General features: G+C 62.3%; 19 protein-coding genes. 10 read left to right on the top strand and 9 right to left on the bottom strand.

Going from position 1 to position 16,147, the window contains the following annotated elements:
- Nucleotides 1-71: 71 nt before the first annotated feature.
- A complete protein-coding gene (locus M6D32_RS11460; RefSeq protein WP_298256087.1) occupies nt 72-509 on the bottom strand; it encodes a hypothetical protein in 438 nt (145 codons plus the stop codon).
- Between the two features lie 142 nt (nt 510-651).
- Nucleotides 652-1,185, bottom strand: a complete 534-nt coding sequence (locus M6D32_RS11455; protein ID WP_298256085.1) for a 6,7-dimethyl-8-ribityllumazine synthase — start codon at nt 1,183-1,185, stop codon at nt 652-654.
- Between the two features lie 452 nt (nt 1,186-1,637).
- Between M6D32_RS11455 and M6D32_RS11450 the strand changes: the two genes are divergently transcribed.
- Together M6D32_RS11450 and proC are read left to right on the top strand one after the other, a co-directional pair.
- Nucleotides 1,638-2,138, top strand: coding sequence for a YbjN domain-containing protein (locus M6D32_RS11450; protein WP_298256084.1), 501 nt, complete (start codon nt 1,638-1,640; stop codon nt 2,136-2,138).
- Between the two features lie 163 nt (nt 2,139-2,301).
- Entirely contained in the window at nt 2,302-3,135 is an 834-nt protein-coding gene (proC, locus tag M6D32_RS11445) for a pyrroline-5-carboxylate reductase (protein ID WP_298256082.1), read from the top strand.
- Nucleotides 3,136-3,147: 12 nt separating this feature from the next.
- Here proC and M6D32_RS11440 read toward each other — a convergent pair whose 3' ends face one another.
- The 4 genes from M6D32_RS11440 to M6D32_RS11425 all read right to left on the bottom strand — a co-directional run bounded on the left by M6D32_RS11440 (nt 3,148) and on the right by M6D32_RS11425 (nt 6,739).
- Complete coding sequence (locus tag M6D32_RS11440; protein WP_298256080.1) at nt 3,148-3,543, bottom strand: thioesterase family protein; 396 nt, start codon at nt 3,541-3,543, stop codon at nt 3,148-3,150.
- 2 nt (nt 3,544-3,545) lie between these two features.
- Nucleotides 3,546-3,743: a tautomerase family protein gene (locus tag M6D32_RS11435; protein WP_298256078.1), complete on the bottom strand. Its 198-nt coding sequence runs from the start codon at nt 3,741-3,743 to the stop codon at nt 3,546-3,548.
- A gap of 103 nt (nt 3,744-3,846) precedes the next feature.
- Nucleotides 3,847-5,451: a histidine--tRNA ligase gene (gene hisS, locus M6D32_RS11430; RefSeq protein ID WP_298256076.1), complete on the bottom strand. Its 1,605-nt coding sequence runs from the start codon at nt 5,449-5,451 to the stop codon at nt 3,847-3,849.
- Between the two features lie 208 nt (nt 5,452-5,659).
- The gene (locus tag M6D32_RS11425; RefSeq protein ID WP_298256074.1) at nt 5,660-6,739 is read right to left on the bottom strand and encodes a branched-chain amino acid aminotransferase; all 1,080 of its coding nucleotides are present in this window, start codon (nt 6,737-6,739) and stop codon (nt 5,660-5,662) included.
- 331 nt (nt 6,740-7,070) lie between these two features.
- Between M6D32_RS11425 and M6D32_RS11420 the strand changes: the two genes are divergently transcribed.
- From M6D32_RS11420 to M6D32_RS11410, 3 genes are all read left to right on the top strand, one after another.
- Entirely contained in the window at nt 7,071-7,631 is a 561-nt protein-coding gene (locus M6D32_RS11420) for a MarR family transcriptional regulator (RefSeq protein WP_298256072.1), read from the top strand.
- A 2-nt stretch (nt 7,632-7,633) separates the two neighbouring features.
- Complete coding sequence (locus M6D32_RS11415; protein ID WP_298256070.1) at nt 7,634-8,359, top strand: response regulator transcription factor; 726 nt, start codon at nt 7,634-7,636, stop codon at nt 8,357-8,359.
- Between the two features lie 243 nt (nt 8,360-8,602).
- Nucleotides 8,603-10,006, top strand: coding sequence for an ATP-binding protein (locus tag M6D32_RS11410; protein WP_298256148.1), 1,404 nt, complete (start codon nt 8,603-8,605; stop codon nt 10,004-10,006).
- Nucleotides 10,007-10,009: 3 nt separating this feature from the next.
- Here M6D32_RS11410 and M6D32_RS11405 read toward each other — a convergent pair whose 3' ends face one another.
- The gene (locus tag M6D32_RS11405) at nt 10,010-10,552 is read right to left on the bottom strand and encodes a DUF3617 family protein (protein WP_298256068.1); all 543 of its coding nucleotides are present in this window, start codon (nt 10,550-10,552) and stop codon (nt 10,010-10,012) included.
- 72 nt (nt 10,553-10,624) lie between these two features.
- Nucleotides 10,625-10,915 (bottom strand): hypothetical protein, encoded by a 291-nt coding sequence (locus M6D32_RS11400; protein WP_298256066.1) that lies wholly within the window; start codon nt 10,913-10,915, stop codon nt 10,625-10,627.
- A 329-nt stretch (nt 10,916-11,244) separates the two neighbouring features.
- On the opposite strand from M6D32_RS11400, the gene M6D32_RS11395 reads away from it, so the two are divergent.
- From M6D32_RS11395 to M6D32_RS11380, 4 genes are all read left to right on the top strand, one after another.
- Entirely contained in the window at nt 11,245-11,715 is a 471-nt protein-coding gene (locus M6D32_RS11395) for a hypothetical protein (RefSeq protein ID WP_298256064.1), read from the top strand.
- 117 nt (nt 11,716-11,832) lie between these two features.
- Nucleotides 11,833-12,561 (top strand): ribonuclease T2, encoded by a 729-nt coding sequence (locus M6D32_RS11390; protein ID WP_298256062.1) that lies wholly within the window; start codon nt 11,833-11,835, stop codon nt 12,559-12,561.
- Nucleotides 12,562-12,742: 181 nt separating this feature from the next.
- Nucleotides 12,743-13,606, top strand: coding sequence for a 23S rRNA (adenine(2030)-N(6))-methyltransferase RlmJ (gene rlmJ / locus M6D32_RS11385; RefSeq protein ID WP_298256060.1), 864 nt, complete (start codon nt 12,743-12,745; stop codon nt 13,604-13,606).
- Between the two features lie 269 nt (nt 13,607-13,875).
- Nucleotides 13,876-14,088 carry a cold-shock protein gene (locus M6D32_RS11380; RefSeq protein WP_016844477.1) on the top strand — a complete coding sequence of 71 codons (213 nt, stop codon included), beginning with the start codon at nt 13,876-13,878 and terminating at the stop codon, nt 14,086-14,088.
- A gap of 66 nt (nt 14,089-14,154) precedes the next feature.
- Here M6D32_RS11380 and M6D32_RS11375 read toward each other — a convergent pair whose 3' ends face one another.
- The gene (locus tag M6D32_RS11375; protein ID WP_298256047.1) at nt 14,155-14,781 is read right to left on the bottom strand and encodes an outer membrane protein; all 627 of its coding nucleotides are present in this window, start codon (nt 14,779-14,781) and stop codon (nt 14,155-14,157) included.
- 233 nt (nt 14,782-15,014) lie between these two features.
- Here M6D32_RS11375 and uvrC point away from each other — a divergent pair.
- Nucleotides 15,015-16,147, top strand: a 1,133-nt coding sequence (gene uvrC, locus M6D32_RS11370; protein WP_298256045.1) for an excinuclease ABC subunit UvrC, incomplete at its 3' end; no start/stop codon positions are given.

Genomic DNA, 16,147 nt, shown 5'->3' with positions numbered 1-16,147 from the left:
TCAAAACCGGGACTCTATTTTTTGACGCGTTTTCTTCACGCGAACCGGTTCCCACTTCGCTTGAAAACGCTTTAATAGCACCTGACAATATTGACCTGTCCCGTTCCGCCATGCGCGTCGGGAACCGTCAGGGTCTCCGCGCCACAACTGGAGACATAGGGCCGCGCCGACGGAACGACCGTCGGCGGATATCGATGAGCCCAATCCCACGGGATCACGGCGGCATTGGAGTTACTGATATCGCCCGGCAGCGGCTGGGTTCCATCCAGCACGGCCTCGCCAGTCGGCCCGTAGCCCCCATAGCCGTTGAAGGAATCGTCAAACCCCGGCCAGAAGATGGCGCCCTGCTGCTGGCCGCGATGATGCCGAAAGTGGCCCATGTGGTGGGGTGTCAGATGCGCTCCTCCGTGGAAACCGCCTCTCGAGGCTGCGAACGTTTGGTCGGCAGTCAACAACAACACCATTGCACCGAGAGACGCCGTCAGCATCCCGTACATTCTGAACTTCATGACACGCACCGATTGATGATTGCGGGCAATTTCCACGAGCACGCTAGGCAGTGCGTTTGGCGCCCGCAAACGCATACTTAATTATTAGTTAAATCGTAATCTTAACCGGGAACGGCCACAAGGGCGCAGCGCGGGGTGCTCTCTAGACGATGCCCGCAGCGACCTGACCGCGCAGCCGTTCCAGGCTGAGCAGCGTGTTGGCGCAGGCTTCTGCGACCTCGATGCCCTTGGAAGCAAAATGCCGTCGCAGGAACTCGGCATCGGCCGTATCGCGAAATTGCTGCGGCGTTACCACCGCCGAGAATACCGGGATTTCGGTGCGCAGCTGGACGTCCATCAGGGCCCGGATCACGGTTTCGGCGATATGCTCGTCGTCGACCACAAGTCCGGCGGCGACGATCGCGGTGTAGCGGCGGGTCTTGGCCAGCAGCTGGACGTGCAGGGGAATCTCGAAGGAGCCTGGCACTTCGAACACATCGACATGCGCGCGCGCAATATGGCGCGCCTCGATTTCGGCAAGGAAGGCGCCGCGGCACTCGGCCACAACATCGCTGTGCCAGGCGGACTGCACGAAGGCGACCCGTTGCGGTTTTGCGAAACGCGGATGAACCGGCGGCGATGCGGCGGCTTCAGAAGATCCGGCGCTGGCGGCGCCTTCCTGTGGCGTTTGACTCATGGCGTCTCCTCTACTTTCCGCGACGGGAGTCCGCTACCCACGCATCGTGGAGCGAATTATGGCGAGCGACGCCTTCGCCAGCAAGGACCCTCGCCGCCCGGTCCAGATCACGACCCGGCGCGGAGCGGGCCGGGGCAGCGGGCCTTCAGCCGTTCCCTGGGCCCACAAAAATTAACGATTTGGGCGACGAACGAATCCGATTCCGGTTTGTTCTCCTGCAAAGGTTAACGCGCGCGAAGAGTTGTGGACGATTTCACCATAGGCTGTGGATGGATTCGCCGTGCCGTTGCGCGGATTCCGCAAATCACATCACTTCGTTCGGCAAGCCCTGATCCCGTCGCGAAGGATCATCGGTGAGTGCAGCCGCCGCGGCGCGAAATGCGCGCGCATGCCGGCGCGTTGCGTGCGTATCGCTCGTATCCTGATTTTTGAAAAGGCAAGGTCGAGACGGCATGTCCCTCCTCGAAGGCACTATCGATTCCAGCAACAACCCTCTTGCGGTCGTCGAGCACGTCGCCGCCGATAACAACCTGTCGTTCGAGCGCTCGGGCGACGACGAAATCACCATCGTCTCCAAGGGGAACTGGACCGATTACCAACTCTCCTTCACCTGGATGAACGAAATCGAGGCGCTGCATCTGGCCTGTGCCTTCGACATGAAGATTCCGGAGCCGCGGCGTGGCGAAGTGCAGCGCCTGATTGCCGCGATCAACGAGCAATTATGGGTCGGGCACTTCGACATCTGGACCCATACCGGCATGATCATGTACCGCCAGGCACTGGTATTGCCGGGCGGGATGGCTGCCTCCACGGCGCAATGCGAGACCATGCTGGTCAGCGCGCTCCACGCTTGCGAACGCTACTATCCGGCGCTGCAGTTCGTGGTCTGGGCCGGCAAGTCCGCGGCCGAGGCCATGAGCGCTGCGATGTTCGACACCCAGGGCGAGGCGTAACTGTCGTCCCTGCGGAAAGCAGGGACCCATACGCTGCGGCAGCCGTTGCTGTCGCGACGCTTGTTGTCGATATCTCCATCCACTACAAACGACCGTGGTACGCGACGAGCAAGTGCTCGCGCGGGGGTCCCGGCGTTCCGCCGGGACGGCGACTTTATTTGCGGTGAAAGTGGTGACCAATAACGCCCTGCAAAACATCTCCGGCACCGTCGTCCTCGCCGGCGCAGGCAAGATGGGCGGCGCGCTGCTGTCGGGCTGGCTCGCCCAAGGCCTCGATCCCGGCCGCGCGGCGGTGATCGAACCGCACCCGTCGGACGACATCCGCGCGTACCTGGCCAAAGGCGTGCGCCTCAACCCCTCGCCGAAGGAGACCGGGCCGGCGGCGGCCTTCGTGGTCGCGCTGAAGCCGCAAGCGTTTCGCGAGGCCGGTCCAGGCCTGAAGCCTTATGTCGATGCCGCGACGCTGGTGGTATCGATCATGGCCGGAATGACGATCGCCTCGCTCGGCGAAGTGCTGGGCGGCCATGTCGTGCGCGCCATGCCCAACACGCCGGCAGCGATCGGCCGCGGCATCACGGTTGCGGTCGCGGCGAAGGACGTCAGTTCCGCACAGCGCGATACGGCCGATGCGCTGCTACGCGCCGCCGGCGCGGTCGAGTGGGTCAGCGACGAAAGCCTGATGGACGCAGTCACCGCGGTCTCCGGCTCCGGCCCGGCCTATGTCTTCCTGCTCGCCGAGGAACTGGCGCGTGCCGGCGTTGCGGCGGGATTGCCGGAGCGGCTCGCGACAAAACTTGCGCGCGAAACCGTCGCAGGCTCCGGCGAGTTGTTGCACCGTTCCGATCTTGCGACCGCTACGCTGCGCCAGAATGTCACCTCACCCGGCGGCACCACGGCCGCTGCGCTGGAAGTGCTGATGGGCAAGGACGGCCTGCAATCGCTGATGACGCGCGCGGTCGCCGCAGCCACGCGGCGCTCGAAGGAATTGGCGAAGTAGCGGCGACAGTACTCAGGTCTTGCCGAACTGCTTGGTGAACGCCTCGACATTGACGAGGCCGCGGGCATGGCGACCGTCGCCGATGCGGCGCTTGTCGTCGAACGCTTCCACTTCGAACCGGATCAGGCGCCGCTCCACCGCGACGACCCGTGCGAGCGTTCGCACCGTTGCCCCGACCGGCGTCGCCGCCAGATGGCGGATATCGACCTCAGTGCCGACCGTGACCCAGCCCTGATCGAGGCAGGGTTTGATGGCATCGGCGGAAGCCAGCTCCATCTCGAGGATCATCATCGGCGTCGCAAACACCATCGGCATGCCGGGTACGAAATGCCCGACCGTGCGCTCGACCGGCACGATCAGGCTTCGTTCGGCGCTCATGCCGATCTTGATGACGTCACGTGCGTCCATGTCTACTTCTTCGCGAAGCGTTCGACGAAGCTCTGGCCGCCCTTCATCTTGTGGATCAAGGGCGCCTCGTTGATCTGGATCACGACCGCTTCGGCATCGACGCCGAGGTTCTTCACCAGCGCTTGCGTGATGTCGCGCATCATCCCGACCTTCTGCTCGTCGGTGCGGCCGGCGGCCATGCTGATGGTGATTTCGGGCATAGTTATAACTCCCCTTGCTTTTTTACATCGCCACGCCGTCATTGCCGTGATCCGGCAATCCATCATTTGGTGGATGCGCGGGTCAAGCCCGCGAATGACGAATTCAATTCCAATTTACGTCATGCCTCGCCAGCACCTCGCGCACCTTGGCAACAAGTTCTTCCTCGCGGCAGGAGAACTGCGCAGGACGGCTCTCCCGCCATTCCTGGTTGGAGGCGATCGCCGCCGCGGCCTTCGCACCCTCGATCAGGTCCTTGATTTGCACTTCGCCTCGAGCCTTCTCGTCGCTACCCTGAATTACGACGCAGGGCGCGTTGCGGCGATCGGCATATTTCAGTTGATTGCCCATGTTCTTGGGATTGCCGAGATAGAGCTCGGCACGGATGCCCGCACCACGCAGTTGCGCGACCATCTTCTGATAATCGGCGACGCGGTCGCGATCAAACACAGTCACGACAACGGGACCGGCTTCCGGTCGCGTGTCGAGCTTGCCCAGCATCGTCAGCGCGGCCTGCAAGCGCGAAACGCCGATGGAAAATCCGGTTGCCGGCACGACCTCGCCGCGGAAGCGCGAGACCAGGCCGTCATACCGTCCGCCGCCGCCGACCGAGCCGAACCGCACCGGGCGGCCCTTTTCGTCTTTGGTCTCGAGCAGGAGTTCGACCTCGTAGACCGGCCCGGTGTAGTATTCGAGCCCGCGAACGACGGACGGATCGATGATGATGCGGCCATCATCATATCCTGAGGTCACGACAATCCGCTCAAGATCGCGAAACTCTGCGGCTCCTTCGAGAAAGACTGCACTCTTTCGATATTGCGAGTTTTCCATCGCAGACAACATGTCGGTCGTCTTTGATCCGGTTTCGCCCGAGGAAAGGTGAATGGGAGGATTGAACTGCTCAACTGTCGCTTGCTCAAACGCCCAGCCGCTGCTTCTCAGCGTCAAGAACCACAGAAGGAGATTGACGGAATCGTCATCAAGGCTAGCGCCTTTAGTATAATCGCCGCTTTCATCTCTGCGTCCAGCCTGCAACAGCTCCTTAACACCGGACCTGCCTAGCCGATCGTATTTGTCTAGCGCCCGCAGCACGGTGAGCCTGCGTCCCGCATTCTCATCGCCGCCGAGCCCGATGCTCTCCAGCACCCCATCGAGCAGCTTGCGGTTATTGACCTTCACAACATAGGAGCCGCGGGGAATGCCGAGCGCTTCCATCGTGTCGGCGGCCATCATGCACATCTCGGCGTCGGCCGCCGCGCTCGACTGGCCACCCGCCGCGGTGCCGATGGTGTCCGCATCGAACTGCATGAATTGCCGGAAACGGCCGGGTCCCGGCTTCTCGTTGCGATAGACATAGCCGAAGCGATAGGAGCGATAGGGCAGTACGAGATTCTCGGTGCCGTAGCGTTCAGCGACATAGCGCGCCAGCGGCGCGGTCAGGTCATAGCGCAACGAAATCCACTGCTCGTCGTCGTCCTGGAACGAGAACACGCCCTCGTTCGGCCGGTCCTGGTCGGGCAGGAACTTGCCGAGCGCGTCGGTGTATTCGAACGCCGGCGTTTCCACCGGCTCGAAACCGTAACGCTCGTAGACGGCGCGGATTTTCTCCACCATCTGCCGGGTGGCATTGATCGCGGCGGGACCACGATCTTCCAGCCCGCGCGGCAGGCGCGCCTTCAGCTTTTGCGGCTTTTTCGGTTTGTCGGCCATGATCCGCGCGTTGGTATCAGCCAGAGCGTGAAGCGGCAACCTTGCTTCCTTCCCTTCTCCCCTTGCGGGAGAAGGTGGCGAGATCGACCGCAGGGAGATTGAGCCGGATGAGGGGTCTCTATCCGCGGTTACGGACCCCTCATCCGACGCGGACGTTGTCCGCGCCACCTTCTCCCGCAAGGGGAGAAGGTGAAGAGCCAACCGCGAACTAAAAAACCTTCCGGATCCAGTTGTGCGGGTCGTTGGTGCGGCCGTACTGGATGTCGACCAGCGTCTTGCGCAGCCCCATGGCGACCGGACCGGCGGCGCCGCCGCTGATGACAAAATCGCCGCTCGCCGAACAGACCTTGCCGATGGGCGAGATGACGGCGGCCGTGCCGCAGGCGAACGCCTCTTTCAGCCTGCCGCTGGCGGCATCCTTGCGCCACTGGTCAATCGTGTAGGGTTCCTCGCGCACCACTGTGCCGGAATCCCGGAGCAGCGCGATGATCGAGTCGCGGGTGATACCCGGCAGGATGGTGCCGAGCGGCGGCGTTATGAGCGAACCGTCCTCGAACACAAAGAAGATGTTCATGCCGCCGAGTTCCTCGATGTAGCGGCGCTCGACCGCATCGAGGAAGACGACCTGATCGCAGCCGTGATCGATCGCCTCGGCCTGGGCGCGCAGGCTTGCGGCATAATTGCCGCCGCATTTCACTGCACCGGTGCCGCCGATCGCGGCGCGCGTATAATTCTCCGACACCCAGATCGACACCGGCGCCGGTCCGCCCTTGAAGTAGGAGCCGACCGGGGAAGCGATGACCGAGAAGATATATTCGGCGGAAGGCTTGACGCCGAGAAAGACCTCGCTCGCGATCATGAAGGGCCGCAGATAAAGACTGCCCTCGCCGCCCGGAATCCAGGCGCGATCGATCCGCACAAGCTGCTCGACCGCTTCAATGAAGACATCCTCGGGCAACAGCGCCATGGCCATGCGCTCGGCCGAACTCTGGAACCGCTTTGCATTGGCGTCGGGACGGAACAGGTTCACGCCGCCATCGTCGCGCTTGTAGGCTTTGAGCCCTTCAAAGATCTCCTGCGCGTAATGCAGCACAGCGCCGGCGGGATCGAGCGGAAAGTTCGCCCGCGATTCGATACGCGCGCTATGCCAGCCCTCGCCCTGGCGATAGCGGACAATAGCCATGTGATCGCTGAACACCCGACCGAAACCGGGATTTTCGAGCTTCGCCGCACGATCCTTTTCAGCCGTCGGATTGGCTGCGGTGCGGATTTCGAATTTCAAACTCATTTTTTCTTTCTCGCCCTTGTTACCCTGTCGAAACCGGCACGATTTTGGCGCCGGCCTTTCTCCGGGATTGCCGGCCTGTTGGATCCGGACTTCACCACCGGCTTGATGGCCGGTCTTCCCACAAAGGCTCCGTGAGGACATGCTTTTGTGGAGGGCTGAAGTCCAGTATGGTCGCCGAGATGCCGCTGGACAATCGCACGGTCAACCCATTCGCGAGCCTGCCGTCAAATGCCCGGTATCCCAGGGCTGCCCAGCCCCGCGAGTGCACAAGACGGTCTAATATTTCGTCGCGAACGGCCATTTTGTAACATTGAACCTCAGATATGTCAATATGCCTGACGTAATTTTATCGAACCCGACTGCGACTGCCGGCTCCAAGCCAGCCGAGGGGCGCGTGGCGAATGCGACTTCTTCAGGACTGCGCTGGGACCTCATCGAGCTGTTGTTTTTCGCCTATCGCGACTTCGTCGGCGATGCGGATCACGAGCTGGAAGCGTTCGGCTTCGGGCGCGCGCACCATCGCGTGATGCACTTCGTTCACCGCTACCCCGGCCTCAAGGTCGCCGACCTGCTCGACGTGTTGCGGATCACCAAGCAATCGCTCGGGCGCGTTCTGAAACAACTGCTCGACGAAGGCTATATTGTGCAGAAGGCCGGCAACAACGATCGCCGCCAGCGCCTTCTTTTCGCCACCCCCAAGGGCGAGGCGCTGGTCGGGAAGCTCGCAGGGCTGCAAACCGAACGGCTCAATCGCGCGCTGCGCGGCGTCGAGCCCGCAGGCCTGGAGACGATCCGGCAATTCCTGCGCGCGATGATCGATCGCGACGATCCGGACAAGGTGCTGGAAGCCATTTTCGGTCTCCCGCCCTCCGGCACAAAGGCAAAGGAATAGACGTGGCCGAGGCAGCAGCAACCGCCGCACGAACGCCAACGAAGCCGGCCGACGACGCGCCGCATCTGTTGCTCGTCGACGACGATCGACGCATCCGCGATCTATTGTCGCGTTTCCTGTGTGGCGAAGGCTACCGCGTCACCACGGCGATGAGCGCCAAGGATGCGCGCGCCAAGCTCAACGGCCTGCATTTCGACCTGCTGATCCTCGACGTGATGATGCCGGGCGAAACCGGCTTTGACCTGGCCCGATTTATCCGAACCTCGTCGTCGGTGCCAATCGTCATGCTGACGGCACGCCACGAGGCGGAAAGCCGGATCGAGGGCTTGCAACTCGGCGCCGACGACTACGTCGCCAAGCCGTTTGAACCGCGCGAGCTCTCCTTGCGCATCGGCAATATCCTCAAGCGCACCGCTCCGCCGCCGGTGGAGACGCTGGAGCAGATCGCGTTCGGCCCTTATGTCTATCATCTGGAGCGCGGCGAACTGCGGCAAGGCGAGGAAGTCATCCGCCTCACCGACCGCGAACGGGACATGCTGCGGGTTCTCGCGCTGGCACGCGGCGAAACGGTGCCGCGCAACGCACTCACCGGCGACGGCACCGTGAACGAGCGCGCGGTCGACGTGCAGATCAACCGCCTGCGGCGCAAGATCGAGCGCGACCCGGCCAATCCGCTGTTCCTGCAGGCGGTACGCGGCATTGGCTATCGCCTCGTCGCCTCGCCTTAGTGGAGTGGATTTGACATTCGCTACCCACCTAGCCACGAATTCGCAATGCGAATGTCAAATCCTAAACTCCACTAGAAACATATATCTGCTAGTGGTCCTTTGATTCTAACATTCGCAAAAGGGGCCGCCGAGATGGGGTGCGAATGTTAGAATCGGACCACTAGCCCACTCGCCGATGAGCAAACCAGAGATACAAGTGGAGCTTTGGATTTGACGTTCGCCTCGGAGAATCGCGGCAGGTGGCTGGCGAACGTTAAATCCGCGCCGCTCGACACCGCCCTCACCTTCATCCGCACCGCCGCAGGACGAGTTGCGGCGGCCAATGGCCGGATGGGCAACGCCTTCAAGGGCTGGATGCCGACCGGACTGTTCGCCCGCGCGTTGTTGATCGTGATCGTGCCGATGGTCGTGCTGCAATCGGTCGTGGCCTTCGTCTTCATGGAGCGGCACTGGAATACGGTGACGCGGCACCTGTCAGCGGCCGTCGTGTCGGACGTTGCCGCGCTGATCGACATTTACAAGAGCTACCCGCAAGACAAGGACCATTCGCAGCTTCGGCGTATCGCCCAGCAACGGCTCGGGCTTGTGGTGGATTTTCTTGCGCCGGACAGCATGCCGCCGCCGGGGCCGAAGCCGTTCTTCTCGCTGCTCGACCAGTCGCTGTCGGTGCAGATTTCGCGGCAGATCGCCAAGCCGTTCTGGATCGACACCGTCGGCCGGTCCAATCTGGTGGAGATCCGCATTCAGCTCGATGACTCGGTGATGCGCGTGTTCGCCCAGCGCAGCGCGGCCTACGCAGCGAACTGGGAAATCTTCCTGTTCTGGATGGTCGGCACGTCCTCGATCCTCCTGATCGTCGCCGTCTTGTTCCTGCACAACCAGATCCGCCCCATCCTGCGGCTGGCGGACGCCGCCGAGAGTTTCGGCATGGGCCGCGAAGCACCGAACTTCCGCCCGCGCGGAGCACGCGAAGTGCGCCGCGCCGCGCAGGCGTTCCTCGAGATGAAATCGCGCATCGAGCGTTCGATCGAACAGCGTACCGCGATGCTGGCCGGCGTCTCGCACGATCTGCGCACGATCCTGACCCGCTTCAAGCTCGAACTCGCGCTGATCGGCGACAGCCCCGAAGTCGACGCCATGCGCAAGGATATCGACGAAATGTCGGGAATGCTGGAGGACTATCTGGCGTTTGCGCGCGGCGATACCGGCGAGGTGGCGCAACCGACCGACATGACGCTGGCGCTGGAAGAATTACGCAGCGACGCCGAACGCAACGGCCATACCGCAACCGTCGCCTTCCAGGGGCTTCCGGTGGTGACGGTGAAGCCAGCCGCCTTCAAGCGCTGCCTCGCCAATCTGGTGTCGAACGCCGCGCGGCACGCCAACGGCATTTCGATCACCGGCCAGCGCGACCACCGCTATCTGACCGTGACGGTCGACGATGACGGCCCCGGCATCCCACAGGCCATGCGCGAGGAAGTATTCAAGCCGTTCCTGCGGCTCGACGGTGCCCGCAACCAGGACGAAGGCGGAACGGGACTGGGGCTTGCGATCGCCCGCGACATCGCCCGCTCGCACGGCGGCGACATCACGCTCGGCGACAGTCCGATGGGCGGCCTGCGGGCCGCGGTACGAATTCCGGTGTAGCTGCTACTTGGCGCCGGGCAAGAGGTTGCGGAGTTTCGCCGCGTCCTTGACGTTCAGCTTGAAGCCGCCGCCGGGCATGATGATGTCACCCGGCTTCTGATCCGGCTTGCAGGCGCCGAGCCATTTCGCCTCTATCCTGGTCACGGTGTCGTGCGGCGCAGCCTTGCTGCCGAGATCGCTGTGCGAGGTCGTCGTGACCGTATAGGCGGAATTGAAGTCGCCCGTGACCTCCGAATGGGAGGAGACCGCGACGCCGGCGACGCTGCAGACGGAATCGGTGACATAGCCGGTCGCCGTCTTCTGGATATCCTGCCTGGAGCAGATTTGCTTCGCCATCGGCGAGACCATGTTGTGCATTTCCTTGTCGACGGTCTCGTCGGTGCAGTGCTGCATCGCCAGTTCCGGCATCGCCGAGCCGGCCCTGATCATCTTCATTTCCCAGAGCCCGGCTTTGCGGATCGGCAACTCCTCGGCGCGCACCGCATCGGCGGGCACGGCCAGCAGCAGACATAGACCGAGGCCAACGGCAGCAAGTTCACGCGTCATCGGTCACGCTCCGGCCTCGACGAAGATGAGAGAGCCTCGACGAGGATGAGAGAGGCAATGCTTGCAAAAGATTCAATAGAGGGTGCGCAACGGCCGTTGACTGGCGCCATAGGGCACCCAGCGGCAGGCGAAGGAAACGTAGCCGCCATATTGGGCGTCGACCGCAAGAAATTTCGCCACCTTGCCATAGGAGGCGCAGTGTTCGACCGCGAGCTGACGGGCATCGACGCGCTGGGCCAGCTCGTAGGAGATGATGCCGCCGGTATCGTTGCCTTTGAACGGTGGCACGATATCGGCCCGTGCCGGTGCCCACGACAGCATGGCGGCGGCGCCCATGAGAACAGCGGCCTTGATGATTCGCATCGCTTACTCCGTGTATTTCGGGCAATACCTTAGAGCGCATCGCGGGCCCTGAAAAGCACTAGTGAAGCGACTCTGACGTTCCTTTCAGTTTTGCGGCAACCTCTCCAAGGAACGTCAGAGTCAAAGCTTCACTAGAATCAGACATTTGCTAGTGTCCCTTTGGTTCTGACATTCGTAAACGAACCCGCCGCGACATGATACGAATGTCAGAACCGGGACACTAGACCCCGCACTACCAGGAGTTATTGGCAGGTGTTGCCGCGCTGCACTTGACCTTGGGGAGGCTTCACGGCACGGTTCGTCTCGCTCAATCATGGGGTGGGCCGAAGATGCGTGACCTTTTTTCCTCTGCCAGGAAAGCCAGCCTTGGCGCGGCGCTCGGGGCCGTGTTCGGCCTGTTCGCATTCGGCCAGGCCGCCGAAGCAGCCAATCCGCTCGAACTCAACTTCTGGCTTACCGGCCCGAAATACGAAGGGCGGCTGAAGACCTGCGAGGCGGCGCTGGGCACGATCACATCGCAATTCCAGGAAAAAGAGAGCACCTACTGGAATTCCAGGCTGACGATCACGGCGTACGGCAAAATCCATGAAATCGCCTATCGGCCCTGGCAGTCCGACAACATTCCGCGCCGCTATTGCGGCGGCGACGTCATGCTGAGCGACGGCAGGGTTCACGCCGTACACTACTCGATCATCGAGGACGGCAGCTTTGCCGGCTACGACCAGGGTGTCGAATGGTGCGTCACCGGCCTTGATCGCAACTGGGCCTATAACCCGTACTGCACGGGCGCCAAGCCCTGATTCCAAGGCGTTCCCTCGAAGCATCTTGAGGCGCGGCCGGCAGTCGTCGGTTAGCACATCTATTTTTGTTCTTGAAATGTTCCAGCTGCATGCTACCGTTCCGGCAGGGATCGTGGAGTGAGGGCTTGGCTTATGGTTCGGTTTGGTTTTGGTCCGAAGGCGTGGATTTTTTCGGTCTCCGGCTATCTCGTTGTTGCGGCGGCGATCGGCCTTGGCGCCACCACCAGCGCCTTCGCGCAGGACGGGCGGCAAAACACCCCCGGCGAATTTGATTTTTATGTGCTGTCGCTGTCCTGGTCGCCCTCCTTCTGCGAGGACGCGGCCGAACGCGGCAACAGCGGCCGCTCGCAACAGGTGCAGTGCGGCGGCAGCAGACCCTTTTCCTTCGTGGTCCACGGCCTGTGGCCGCAATATGAGCATGGCTTTCCCGAATATTGCGATCGGGATTCCTGGCTCGACCGCAACATCATGACCTCGATGCTGGACCTGATGCCGGCGCCGGGATTGATTTTCAACGAATGGAAAAAGCACGGCACCTGCTCCGGCCTTGGCCCCCGCGGTTATTTCGAAACCATCCGCAAGGCCCGCGCAGCGGTGAAGATCCCGCCCGAATTCATCAACCTTGCCGATCCGAAAACTGTCGCGCCGGCTGAAGTCGAGGACGCCTTCATCAAGGCCAATCCGGGCCTTCCGGCCAACGCGATCGCCGTGACGTGCAATCGATCGCGGCTGAGCGAAGTGCGCATCTGCATGGGCAAGGATTTGCAGTTCCGCGGCTGCGACGAGATCGATCGCCGCGCCTGCAAGCGCGACCAGGTGACGATGCCGCCGGTCAGGGGCGGGTGATCGGCGCTCCCCGGATGCTGCGCATGCGCCGCGGTTGCGGCGCGGTGCGCTGCTGATCCGGGGCCCACTATCTGCCGCCACCAAGCGTAGGTCCCGGCTCTGCGCCGGGGCATTTTACGCCGCAACGCGTCCGGGACGCTGAGCCTTTGCCCCACGCTGCGTAGTGGCGTAGTGCTGGGCCATGAACTACCGTCACGCCTTTCACGCCGGCAACTTTGCAGACGTCATCAAGCACATCGTGCTGGTTCGCATCCTGCTTTATTTGCAGGAAAAGAACGCCGCCTTTCGCGTGATCGACACCCACGCCGGCGCCGGCATTTATGATCTCACCGGCGAAGAGGCCGAGCGCAGTGGCGAATGGCTCACCGGAATTGCGCGCGTCCTGCAGGCGCGGTTTTCGGAAAACGCGCTGCCGCTGGTCATGCCCTATCTCGACATTGTCCGCTCGTTCAATCCGATAGGCGCGCAGATTGCGGCCTATCCGGGATCGCCGCTGATCTCGCGCGCGCTGTTGCGGCCGCAGGACCGCTTGACCGCCTGCGAAGTCGAAGCCGGCGCGCGAAAGGCGCTGATCGAAGCGTTGCGGCGCGACACCCAGGCCCGCGTGGTCGATCTCGACGGCTGGACGGCGCTCCCCGCCTTCGTGCCGCCGAAGGAGCGGCGCGGCCTTGTCCTGATCGATCCGCCCTATGAGCAGAAGAACGAGTTCGAACGGCTGGCCGAAGGCTTTGCCGAGGCTTACGCGAAATGGCCGACCGGCAGCTATCTGTTGTGGTATCCGGCCAAGAGCCGGCGCGCGACCGACGACCTGGCGCGGCAGGTCACGCAAGCAATCGAACAAGCAAGACCGTCCGGAAAATGTCTGCGCCTTGAATTCAGCGTCGCGCCGCAAATTGCGGATACTGGCCTCACCTCGGCCGGCCTTCTGGTCGTCAACCCGCCATGGACGCTCGCAGCCGAGTTGAAGACGATCCTACCCGAGCTGGAAAAGCCACTCGGCCAGGGCGGCGCCGGACGCTTCCGGTTAGAGATACCCAAACCCTGAGCTCACAACCCCTTGCGCCCTTAAAAGTCCGATAGGCAATTGGCCGGGAACCGTATTATGCTCGTCACTATTGGGATCGGCTTTACGTTCCGCTTCCGCGAATGGTAGCGGCGGAGTGACAAGGCCTCTTCTGATTTTGAGGGAGGGCCCGCATTACAGGCCCTCCTGGATGGCCAATACCCCTGGCGGAAGTGTCCGCAGCGAAGGTCCGGTCGACCACCACGCGAGAGGAGCGTGGCGGCGGAGCAATGCGGGGGGAGGGTTTCCCGATGGCCATGACTGGAACGGTCAAGTTCTTCAACGGAGAACGCGGCTACGGCTTCATCAAGCCCGACGACGGCGGCCGCGATGTGTTCGTTCACATCACCGCCGTGGAGCGCGCCGGTCTGAAGGATTTGACCGAAGGACAGCGCATCACATTCGAGGTCGAACCGGACAAGAAGGGCAAGGGGCCCAAGGCGGTCAACCTCGTGGTCTCGTAAGCCGAGTCAAAAAAGATCCCGGCCGCCGCCGCGGCCGGGAGTTTGTGGTTGGTGCTGTTTTTATTCTTAGAAGCGATAGTTCACGCCGGCACGCAGCAAGCCGAAGCTGTAGCCGTTCTGAGCGCCCGTGATCACGAAGTTGCTGTCGTTCAAGTCGACAAAGAGATATTCGACCTTGGCGCTCCAGTTGCGGGCAAGCCCGACTTCCGCACCCAGCCCGACGGTCCAGCCGGCATTGGTATGGCTCTCTGACAGGCCAAACGTCTGGCCTTGCAATTCGCCGTAGGCGAGGCCGGCGGTGCCATAGAACAGGATGTTGTTGAGGGCGTAGCCGGCGCGGCCGCGGACGGTGCCAAACCACGGGTTGGAGAATTTCCAGGGCGCAAACGTATCGGACGCACCATTGCCCTGAATGTCGGCCTCGACGCCGAACACCCACGGACCGGTCTGCCAGTTGTAGCCGGCCTGCGCACCACCCACGAGACCCGACGGCTTGGTTGGATTGTTGTCGACCGAACCCCAATTCCAGCCGACGTTGCCGCCGAGGTATGGCCCGGCCCAGCTGTAGATGTTGAGCGGCTGATTGACGGTGTAAGGCTGGTAAGGCTGGCCATAACCCAGATCGGCGCCCTCAACCGAAGAAGTCCATACTGCGGCGATCACGGCCGCTGCGACCAAAACAATCCTGCTCATCACGCACACTCCACGCAGAAAGTGCTTCAGCCCCTGGCCATCGGCATGGTTACGGATTTGCACTTTTTTCTCTGCGGATTTATCGAGACTTTTAAGTTAAAGGGTTGTTAAGGCCTGAGACTCGCGGCTTCGTAGCCTTAAGGGAGTGTTACTGGCGGGCGGCGAGGACGACACCTAAATTCCAGGTTCCATATTTCAGGTCCCATGTTTTAGGTCCCATGTTCTAAGGTCCAATGGCTCGCGAATCGACCAATCAGGCAAACAGCACCAACAGGGAGGAGCGCTCCCCATCGCAGCCGGATCAGGCGCCGAATCTCGCTGCCGGCGACATCGATCCTGCAATTGTCGCGACCGACGAAGAGGACGAGGCGCGGCTTCCGGAAGCAGAAGGCGCCGAAGACGGCAATGAGGCCGTCGCCGAAGGCCGGCTGGCGATCGGGCATGCCGCGATCGAGCACGCGGTCAAGCTCGCGCCGACCTCGCCTGGCGTCTACCGCATGCTCAATGCGGCGAACGATGTGCTTTATGTCGGCAAGGCCAAGAATGTCCGCAAGCGGCTTTCTTCCTATGCCCGCGCCTCCTCACCGCTGCCGGCGCGCATCCTGCGCATGATCGCAGCGACCGTCGCGGTCGAGATCGTTTCGACGGCAACCGAAACCGAAGCGCTGTTGCTCGAGGCCAACCTGATCAAGCAGTTGCGCCCGCGCTTCAACGTGCAACTGCGCGACGACAAGTCGTTTCCCTACATTCTGATCACGGGCGATCACTGGGCGCCGCAGATTCTCAAGCATCGCGGCGCGCAAAGCCGGCCCGGACAATATTTCGGACCCTTTGCTTCGGCCGGCGCGGTCAATCGCACCATCACCGCGCTCCAGCGCGCCTTCCTGGTGCGCTCCTGCACGGATGCGTTTTTCGAAAGCCGCACCCGGCCGTGCCTGCTTTACCAGATCAAGCGCTGCGCCGGACCGTGCACCGGGGAAATCGATTTTCCGGGCTATACGGAACTGGTGCGCGAAGCCAAGGACTTCCTGTCGGGCAAGAGCCGGGCAGTGAAGCAGGAACTTGCGGCCGAGATGGAGAAGGCATCCGCTGCGCTCGAATTCGAAACCGCAGCGCTTTACCGCGACCGTCTCGCAGCCTTGTCGGCGATTCAATCTCAGCAAGGCATCAATCCGAGAACGGTACCAGAGGCCGACGTTTTCGCGATCCATCAAGAGGGCGGATATTCCTGTGTCGAGGTGTTCTTCTTCCGCACCGGCCAGAACTGGGGCAACCGCGCCTATTTTCCCAAAGCGGAGAAATCATTCACGCCCGAGGAGGTGCTGGCCTCGTTCCTCGCGCAGTTCTACGACGACAAGCCGCCGCC

The organism is Bradyrhizobium sp. (assembly GCF_027307225.1).
Classification (GTDB): Bacteria; Pseudomonadota; Alphaproteobacteria; order Rhizobiales; family Xanthobacteraceae; genus Bradyrhizobium.
Note: the sequence above shows the minus strand (reverse complement) of the source record. Positions and strands in the feature narration are given on the sequence as shown.

Coding starts and splice junctions, on each gene's coding strand:
- M6D32_RS11460 (WP_298256087.1), bottom strand. CDS start 509: ATGAAGTTCAGAATGTACGGGATGCTGACGGCGTCTCTCGGTGCAATG.
- M6D32_RS11455 (WP_298256085.1), bottom strand. CDS start 1,185: ATGAGTCAAACGCCACAGGAAGGCGCCGCCAGCGCCGGATCTTCTGAA.
- M6D32_RS11450 (WP_298256084.1), top strand. CDS start 1,638: ATGTCCCTCCTCGAAGGCACTATCGATTCCAGCAACAACCCTCTTGCG.
- M6D32_RS11440 (WP_298256080.1), bottom strand. CDS start 3,543: ATGGACGCACGTGACGTCATCAAGATCGGCATGAGCGCCGAACGAAGC.
- M6D32_RS11435 (WP_298256078.1), bottom strand. CDS start 3,743: ATGCCCGAAATCACCATCAGCATGGCCGCCGGCCGCACCGACGAGCAG.
- hisS (WP_298256076.1), bottom strand. CDS start 5,451: ATGGCCGACAAACCGAAAAAGCCGCAAAAGCTGAAGGCGCGCCTGCCG.
- M6D32_RS11425 (WP_298256074.1), bottom strand. CDS start 6,739: ATGAGTTTGAAATTCGAAATCCGCACCGCAGCCAATCCGACGGCTGAA.
- M6D32_RS11420 (WP_298256072.1), top strand. CDS start 7,071: ATGCCTGACGTAATTTTATCGAACCCGACTGCGACTGCCGGCTCCAAG.
- M6D32_RS11405 (WP_298256068.1), bottom strand. CDS start 10,552: ATGACGCGTGAACTTGCTGCCGTTGGCCTCGGTCTATGTCTGCTGCTG.
- M6D32_RS11400 (WP_298256066.1), bottom strand. CDS start 10,915: ATGCGAATCATCAAGGCCGCTGTTCTCATGGGCGCCGCCGCCATGCTG.
- M6D32_RS11395 (WP_298256064.1), top strand. CDS start 11,245: ATGCGTGACCTTTTTTCCTCTGCCAGGAAAGCCAGCCTTGGCGCGGCG.
- rlmJ (WP_298256060.1), top strand. CDS start 12,743: ATGAACTACCGTCACGCCTTTCACGCCGGCAACTTTGCAGACGTCATC.
- M6D32_RS11380 (WP_016844477.1), top strand. CDS start 13,876: ATGGCCATGACTGGAACGGTCAAGTTCTTCAACGGAGAACGCGGCTAC.
- M6D32_RS11375 (WP_298256047.1), bottom strand. CDS start 14,781: ATGAGCAGGATTGTTTTGGTCGCAGCGGCCGTGATCGCCGCAGTATGG.